The following is an 8144-nucleotide window of genomic DNA, read 5'->3' as shown; positions in this document are numbered from 1 at the left end:
TGGGCAGGTCGACGTAGACCGGCCCGGGCCGGCCGGAGGCGGCGATCTGGAACGCCCGCGCGATCACCTGCGGAAGCATCTCCGTCACCGTAGCGCGGTGCGCCCACTTGGTGATCCCGGTCATGATCGCCAACTGGTCGTAGCCGCTGTTAACCGGCAGCGAGTCAAAATCGCGCAGCGGTGGGGCCCCACCGAGGAAGACGACCGGCACGCCGTCCGACCAGGCGTTGGCGATGGGTGTTGTGAGGTTGGTGATTCCGCCGCCGGCAGTGGCCATTGCGACGCCGACGCCGCCGGTGACCTTGGCATGGCCTTGCGCGGCGAACCCCGCTGCTTGCTCGTGACGCGTGTCGACGAGACGGATGCCGGACTCGATGAGGCCGCTGTAGATGCCGTCGAGGTGCCCGCCGTGAAGCGTGAAGACGGTATCGACGCCAAACTCGATGAGCGTGTCGACCAAGAGACGATTACCGCTGACGAGGCTCATCGCCGCGCCCCCTTCCGATCGGATGCCGGCGCTGCCGACTGGTAGGCGAGCGACGTGTTCCGGGTCTCGCCGACGAAGAATGCGGCGGTGCCGCTGATGATGCAGAGCGCGATCATGTAGATCGAGACGCTGAGGATGGTTCCAGTCGCGGCGAAGAGGGCCGCTGCGATGAGCGGCGCGAAGCCCCCTCCGAGAATGCTGCCCACCTGGTACCCCAGCGAGACGCCGGTGTAGCGCACCTCGGCACGGAACTTCTCGGCGAGAAGCGCCGCCAGCGGGCCGAACATGGCGGTCGATCCGATTCCCGATCCGACGAGGGCCAGGAGCACCGTCCAGAACTGACCGGCGTCCGCGAGTAGGAAGAAGGGGATCGCCCAGAGTGCAGAGAAGACTGCGCCAAAGAGGAATACGCTGCGTCGGCCGAGGCGGTCCGACAGGTGCGCGAAGAACAGGGTCAGGAAGATCTCCAGCACTGCGTTGCAGAGGATCGCGGTCAGCACGATCGCGTTGTCGATGCCGAGGATCTGCGTCGTGTACGACAGGAAGTACACGTTCTTGATATAGCCGATGGCGCTTGTGGCCGCCACCGTCAACGCGGTGAGCAGAACGGTGCCGGCGTCACGCCGGAGGATCTGCCGGAACGGCGACTTCTCCGCGGCACCGGCGTTCTGGACGTCCTCGAACACCGGGCTCTCGGTGACCTTGAGGCGCATGAAGACACCCACTGCCACCAGGACGATGCTGGCGAGGAACGGGATGCGCCATCCCCAGGCCGCGAGCTGCTCCTTGGTCAGCAGCAAGGTGAGTGGAAGGAAGACGAGGTTCGCGAGGATGAACGCGACCGGAATCGCCGCCTGCGTGAACCCCCCGAACAGCCCGCGCTTGCCCTCAGGAGCGTGCTCGACGGTCATGAGCGCTGCGCCGCCCCATTCGCCGCCCGCGGCGATTCCCTGCACGATCCTCAGCAGTACCAGCAGCAGCGGCGCCCAAGCGCCGATAGCAGCGTACGTGGGAAGTAGACCCACCGCGGCAGTCGCCAGACCCATTATGAGGATGGTCGCCACCAGCATGGACTTTCGCCCGATGCGGTCGCCCCAGCTTCCGAAGATGACAGCGCCCAGCGGTCTCGCGAGGAAACCAGCTGCGAAGACGGTGAAAGTGGCGATAGTCGCAACGGCGGGGTCCGCCTCGGCGAAGAACAGCCCGTTGAAGACGAGGGCTGCTGCGGTGCCGTAGATGAAGAAGTCGTAATTCTCGATCGCGGTCCCGACAAGGCTCGCGGCGGCAACGCGCCTGGCGGCGCCGCCCTCTGCTTTGGTCCGCACCCGGGCGTGCGGCGCCACAGACTGCAAATTGCTCATGGTGTCCCTCCGTTGGGCTTTCGCGCGGCCGGTCAGGTCGCGACAATGTTCTCTCACAGAACATGTTGTGCGCTCACAGATTACCCGGCAAGATGAGCCCTGTCAAAGAGCGGCGGGAGGCGATGTTGCGTGCGACGGTCTTCCACGGGTACAGCGAGCGGATGCAGGCCTGAAGAAGAGGGTGAGCTCCTGGGGAACCGAGACGATCGCGCGTCCCTGCATGTGCACCTCGCCTTCCGTCGGTCACATCAACCCCGAGAGGCAGCAGGAGCGTGGTCTGCTCGCGCCGGAAGGCTCGCGATTGAGACAAACTCGCCGGGTCGCGCCGAGAACGACAGGCCGTCGATCGCTCGGTGCCCCCGTTCCGTCGACCAGCCCGAGCTCATACGCCTCGAGCACCGGAGAATCCGTTGAAGACGAGTTCACCGAGCCGTTTGCACTGGATGGGCGGTCGCTGGGGTAACGCGGCGCACACCCCACTTGTCGACGGCTCGACCGGAACGGCAGAGAAATGGCGCTGAGCCCGCTCATTAGAAGGCCAGCGCTGATCGGCCCTCGCTCGTCTACCGAGCGGCGGGCGCCGGACTCAGCCCGCATGCGGTGGATGGAAGAACAGCCATCTACTTTTCCGAGGAGCGGAAGATCCGACCGGGCAGGTCGCGCTTCATTCGCCGGTGGTCAGCCGCAGAGGCCTGGATATTTCACGGGAGGAAACCGCGACGATACATCGAGGGTTTATTTTCGACCAATCGCTCAATATAGTTCCTTTCAACACAGATTGGATCGACATGTCACCGAAGCCCTTTGTCCCCTCGCCGCCGCGTGTGCGCCATCCGCTGAGCCCTCTCACCTCCGAGGAGATCATCGCGCACCGCGAGATCCTCGGGTCCGACGGACTCGTGGCGCCGTCCACGCGCTTCTCGTACGTGATGCTCCGCGAGCCGGACAAGACCCAGGTGCTCCGCTACGACCGGGAGACCGCAGCCGGCGAACAGCCCGAGGCCCCTGCACGGGAGATCACGGCGTTACTCACCGATCTGGCGACTGGCTCGCTCGTCCAGACGATCACCGATCTGACGTCGCGGACGGTCGTCTCCCGCCGCACGCTCGACCCCGTCGCCGAGGGTTTCGGCCCCACTCTCGACGAGGACTTCCTGTACGCCGACAACATCCTCAAAGAGGATGCCGAGTGGGTCGCCGCGCTCGCCCGTCGCGGCGTCACCGATCTGACCACCGTGCGCACGGTGCCGCTGTCCGCCGGAGTGTTCGGCTACGAGGACGAGGTGGGCCACCGGGTCTACCGCGTTCTGGCGTTCCAACAGAAGTATGCGACGGACTCGGCGTGGGCCCATCCGATCGACGGCGTGGTCGCGCACCTCGACATCGATGCCAAGAAGGTCCTGCGCGTTGTGGAGACACCGGTCACTCACGTTCCTGAGGAGTCCGGAGACTACCGCGACCCCGAGGTGCGCGGCCCCGAACGCACCACTCTTAAGCCCATCACGATCACCCAGCCCGAGGGTGTCAGCTTCACGCTCGAGGATGGCGTGCTGTCGTGGGAGGGCTGGCGGGTGCGCGTGGGCTTCAACGGCCGCGAGGGGCTCACGCTCCACCAGCTGTCCTTCACGCAGGGTGAAGAGGAGCGGCCGATCATCCACCGTGCGTCGGTGTCGGAGATGGTCGTCAACTACGGCGACCCCTCACCCACCCACGCCTGGCAGAACTACTTCGACGTGGGCGAGTACCAGTTCGGTCGTCTCGCGAACTCGCTGGAGCTGGGCTGCGACTGCCTCGGCGAGATTACCTACGTCGATGCAGTGGTGGTCGACGACGACGGCGCGCCGCGAACGATCACGAACGCGATCTGCATCCACGAAGAGGACTACGGCATCCTCTGGAAGCACCGCGACGATTTCTCGGGCACGAGCGAGACCCGTCGCCAGCGGCGCCTGGTCGTCTCGTTCTTCGTCACGGTCGGCAACTACGATTACGGCTTCTACTGGTACCTCTACCTGGACGGCACTATCCAGCTCGAGGGGAAGGCCACAGGAATCGTGTTCACGTCGGGTCATGACGGGGTCACCGAATTCGCCACGAAGCTCACCCCGGAGCTCGGCGCTCCCGTCCACCAGCACCTCTTCTGCGCGCGCCTGGACGTCTCCATCGACGGCCTCCGCAACCACGTGGACGAGCTCGACGTGAAGCGGCTTCCCACCAGCGACACCAATCCCTGGGGCAACGCGATCGGCCGCACCCGCACCCGGCTGACCGCCGAGTCCGCCGCGCGGCGCGACGCGGACGGAGCCTTGGGCCGCGTGTGGGAGATCGCCTCGAGCGATCGGGTCAACCGCGTCGGAGCGCCGACGGCGTTCGTGCTGTACCCCGAGGGCAAGCCCACGCTCCTCACGGCGCCGGACTCGTCCTCGCGCCGCCGCGCCGGCTTCGCGGCGCACCACCTGTGGGTCACCCAGTACGAGCGCGACGAGTTGTGGGCGGGCGGCTACACCGTCAACCAGCACCCCGGCGGCGCGGGCCTTCCCGCCTATGCCGCGCAGGACCGCGCGATCGACGGCGAAGACATCGTCGTATGGCACACCTTCGGACTCACTCACTATCCACGGCTCGAGGACTGGCCCATCATGCCGGTGGACTATGCCGGCTTCACCCTAAAGCCGCACGGGTTCTTCGACCGCAACCCCACACTGGATGTGCCCGTCCTCGCCGGCAGCGACAGCTGTCATGCGCCGGCGACCCCGCACCCGGTAATCGGTCCGTACGGCGCAGGCGCGCACGCCGAAGGCAGTGCGAACAATGATCTCAGCACCGGCACATCGCCGTCACAGACGGCTCCGGGCGATGACAACAGCGCAGCCTGCCACTGAGCACCGTGCGAACTGTCGTGATGATCGCTCTCGCTGCATTGTCGGCCCTGTGCGCGATCATCACGACAACGCCGCGGTATCGATCCGTTCCCGCGATCGTGATGCTCGCCAGTATGCTGATCGCCCTCGCGACCGAGCATCGCGCCGATATTATGCTCGTCCTTGCTGCGGCGCAGGTCCTGTTGGCGCCAATCGCGGTCCTCGGGCGACGCGGGAGCGCCTCCGCCCTCGACGCACACCGCGGAGTGGGCTCACTGATCATGGCATGGATCTTCGTCACAAGCGTCTCAACCGGCACTGGCCACGCTTCACCTGGTGGGCACGTGCATGGCGCTGGCACGCTGCATGACGCATCTGTCGTGGGCTGCCTGGCCTTCGTCGCGATGTCCGCCTGGCTCGCCTGGAAGGCGGCGCGGGCTGCCTACGGCGCTGCGTCGTCCGCTGATCGGCGGCGCCATCTGATGCACGCTTTGGACATCATCGCGATGGTCGGCTGCATCGCCCTCATGGAACAGATGTGAAGGTGTTAGTGATGATGGAGCCAGGGCGAGAGCGCTGCGTCGACGACCGCGAGGTGTTGCTCAGGCGCCACTGTCGGGTCAGCCACCTGAGCGACCTGCTGTCCATATGTCACCGAAGCGAGCAGATGCACGAGGCCCTCGACCGAAACGTCCTCGCGCAATTCGCCGTCGGCGACCGCCTCCCCGATCGCCTCCCGTACGTCGAGCCACCACGTCTCATCGCTGCCGACTGCATGCGCCAGCACCGATCGCGTACTGACACGGCCCCAGAAATTGACAATGATCGCGGCTTCATCGCGCGTGTCGCGACGCAGCGGCAGCAGCTCCCCCATGATCGCGTACAGTCGCGCGAGGCCGCGCGCGCCCGCAGATGCGGCGGATATGCGACGCGTTGTGTCCTCCATCACACGGGCCGCGGCCCCCGTGATCAGAGCATCGAAGTTCGGGAAATAGTGCCAGAGGGATCCAGTGGAAACCCCGAGCTCGTCCGATACCGATCGCGTCGTGGCACCGTCGATGCCGTCGCGGGCGACGACGCGAAGGAAGCCATCGATGATACTCGCGCGGCGCAGGTCATGGTCGACGATCTTCGGCACCACTCGATTCTGCCCCAGTGCGTGAACCGTGCCGCACACGGCGAAACGCGATCGAAACAGAATTGCAACCTTTTTTCAAACAATCGCTCAATAAGCTCGGCCGCAGTTACACCCAATCACCACTCAAGGACGAAGTCGGGCGATGTGGCCCGCTTCGCCGTCGCGGCAGCTCATCCCAATCCCAAGGAGTCGTCCAGTGTCCCCTGTCATCACACCTGATCTCGTCGTCGTCAACGGTCGCATCTACACCGTCGACGCTGCGAACCCGTGGGCCGAAGCATTCGCCGTCCGCGACGGCCGAATCCGTGCGATCGGCGATTCTGCAGAGATCCGCGCACTCGCCGGTCCGCAGACGGAGATTGTCGATGCTGGTGGGAGATTCATCATGCCGGGCTTGGTCGACGTCCACCTCCACTTGGACATCGGCGGGCAAATGCTCGCGTGGGAACTCATCATCGACGCCAACGACACGACGGAACAGGTCATGGAGAAGGTACGCGCGCACGCCGCGAACCTTCGACCCGGCGAGTGGGTCGTCGGCGGCGTCGTGGGATCGATCGTCGTCGAAAAGACACGAGCCGATGCGTCCGCTCTCGACGACCTCGACGAGGCATCTCTCGGGCACCCGGTCCTGCTGCGCGACACCACGATGCACAACCGCTGGCTAAACACCGCGGCGCTCGCTGCAATGGGAATCACAACTACCACGCCGGATCTGAACGACGAGGACTTCATCCGCGATGCTGCCGGGCGGCTCACGGGCTGGGTGTTCGAGCTCGACGCGTCGGCGCTGGCCGAGACGGCACTCCAGAACTCGATCACCGACCCTGTCGCACGGGACGTGACGGCAGTCGCAACCAGCATCAAAGTGGCTCTTCACGAAGCAGGGTGTAGCGCTGGTCTGAAGCCGCCCGCTTCGAGCAGCGACCGTGTGATGTAGTGCGTCAGATTCCGGAAGCCCAAGGCGCTGCCGCGGAGGTGTTCGAGGCGGCCGTTGATCGCCTCGGTCGGGCCGTTGCTGGTGCCGGGCCGGTCGAAGTACGCGAGGACGTCGGCGGCGCGGCGTTTGAGCGTGCGGCCGAGCTTGCGGACCTCCACGAGAGCGGCGGGGACGCCGGTGCTGATCGCGTCGATCACGGCCTGCATCTTCTGCTTGCCCTTCTTCTTGTCGGGTTCCCGGTACGCGGCGACGAGGCGCTGGTAGATGCCCCAGGTCGCCTCGACCTGCACGTGGTCCTCGGTGCCGAACAGGCCGCTGAGGCGGTCGCGTTGTTTCTCGGTGAGCAGATCGTCGCCGGTGTGCAGAGTCTGCCTGGACATGTAGAGCGGGTCGCGGGCCAGGCCGCGGTGCCCGTGCAGCTCCTGTTGGATGCGGCGTCGGCACTGGTCCAGGCCGTCACCGGCGAGTCGGACCACGTGGAACGGATCCATCACCGCGACCGCTTTCGGGAGTTCCTCCGCGGCGGCGGTCTTGAACCCGGCGAACCCGTCCATCGCGACGACCTCGATCCGTTCCGACCACTCTGGCGGGCGTGTGGCGAGCCACTGCTTGAAGACCGCCTTCGAGCGGCCCTCGACCATGTCCAACAGGCGTGCCGGGCCTGTCTTGTCACGGATCGGGGTGAGGTCGATGATCACGGTCACGTATTTGTCGCCCTTCCGGGTGTGCCGCCACACGTGCTCGTCGACACCGATCACCCTGACCCCGTCGAACCGGTGCGCGTCGTCGATCAGACGCCGCTTCCCCTCGGCGAGGACGGCGTCGTTCGCGGTCGACCAGGACACGTCCAACCCGGCGGCGATCCGGGTCACGGTGAGGTGGTCGAGCACGATGCCTTCCAGCGCCCACCGCAGCCCACCGTGGGAGATCTTCGCCCGCGCCGGCGCTGCTTTCGACGTGTCTTGCCGCCAGACCCGCCCGCACCCGGTGCACTTGTAACGCCGCACCCGGATCAACAGCGTGGTCGGGCGGTGCCCGAACGGCTCATGGGCGAGTCTGCGCGTCTGCGTATCGCGAGGCACGCCCTCCGCGCCGCACTTCCGGCACCACCGGTCATCAGCCACGACCCGACACTCCAACACAGCCCGATCAGGCTCGAGATGCTGGCCGACCGCGACGAGGCCGAGATCGTCAAGGCGGCAGAACGTGGTCAGGTCAGGGCACGCGAAAGTAGGGTGGGACACGTCGAGGTCTCTTTGCGGATGGCGAGCGTAGGAACTTCCATCCTCCGGGAGACCTCGACCCCTACCCCGCCAACGCCAAGCTCACCCGGCTACACCCTCGTTCGCGAAGAGCC

The 8144-nt window shown here is 66.0% G+C and carries 8 protein-coding genes; 4 read left to right on the top strand and 4 right to left on the bottom strand.

What is annotated here, in order from left to right; genetic code table 11:
• Nucleotides 1-487 (bottom strand): thiamine pyrophosphate-binding protein (locus tag VJR25_RS01150; RefSeq protein WP_324111658.1); only part of this gene is annotated, 487 nt, incomplete at its 3' end.
• Nucleotides 484-1848, bottom strand: a complete 1365-nt coding sequence (locus VJR25_RS01145; protein WP_324111656.1) for an MFS transporter — start codon at nt 1846-1848, stop codon at nt 484-486. The genes VJR25_RS01150 and VJR25_RS01145, both read right to left, overlap by 4 nt.
• Before the next feature lie 824 nt (nt 1849-2672).
• Here VJR25_RS01145 and VJR25_RS01140 point away from each other — a divergent pair.
• A complete protein-coding gene (locus tag VJR25_RS01140; protein ID WP_324111654.1) occupies nt 2673-4730 on the top strand; it encodes a primary-amine oxidase in 2058 nt (685 codons plus the stop codon).
• A gap of 20 nt (nt 4731-4750) precedes the next feature.
• Nucleotides 4751-5251, top strand: coding sequence for a hypothetical protein (locus VJR25_RS01135; RefSeq protein ID WP_324111652.1), 501 nt, complete (start codon nt 4751-4753; stop codon nt 5249-5251).
• A 5-nt stretch (nt 5252-5256) separates the two neighbouring features.
• Here the strand turns inward: VJR25_RS01135 and VJR25_RS01130 are convergent, their stop codons facing one another.
• Nucleotides 5257-5847: a TetR/AcrR family transcriptional regulator gene (locus VJR25_RS01130; protein ID WP_324111650.1), complete on the bottom strand. Its 591-nt coding sequence runs from the start codon at nt 5845-5847 to the stop codon at nt 5257-5259.
• Between the two features lie 196 nt (nt 5848-6043).
• Here VJR25_RS01130 and VJR25_RS01125 point away from each other — a divergent pair, with 196 nt between their 5' ends.
• Entirely contained in the window at nt 6044-6787 is a 744-nt protein-coding gene (locus VJR25_RS01125; protein ID WP_324111648.1) for an amidohydrolase family protein, read from the top strand.
• On the opposite strand, the gene VJR25_RS01120 is transcribed toward VJR25_RS01125, so the two are convergent.
• Nucleotides 6724-8031, bottom strand: a complete 1308-nt coding sequence (locus VJR25_RS01120; RefSeq protein WP_324111646.1) for an ISL3 family transposase — start codon at nt 8029-8031, stop codon at nt 6724-6726. The two genes, VJR25_RS01125 and VJR25_RS01120, sit on opposite strands and share 64 nt — an antisense overlap.
• Here VJR25_RS01120 and VJR25_RS01115 point away from each other — a divergent pair.
• On the top strand, nt 7948-8144 hold a 197-nt coding region (locus tag VJR25_RS01115), incomplete at its 3' end, for a hypothetical protein (RefSeq protein WP_324111660.1). The two genes, VJR25_RS01120 and VJR25_RS01115, sit on opposite strands and share 84 nt — an antisense overlap.

The organism is Microbacterium sp. (assembly GCF_035277845.1).
In the GTDB taxonomy this organism is placed as follows: Bacteria; Actinomycetota; Actinomycetes; order Actinomycetales; family Microbacteriaceae; genus Microbacterium.
Note: the sequence above shows the minus strand (reverse complement) of the source record. Positions and strands in the feature narration are given on the sequence as shown.

What these genes read in the sequence shown, in the direction of transcription:
- VJR25_RS01145 (WP_324111656.1), bottom strand. Translation starts at nt 1,848, where the DNA reads ATGAGCAATTTGCAGTCTGTGGCGCCGCACGCCCGGGTGCGGACCAAA.
- VJR25_RS01135 (WP_324111652.1), top strand. Translation starts at nt 4,751, where the DNA reads ATGATCGCTCTCGCTGCATTGTCGGCCCTGTGCGCGATCATCACGACA.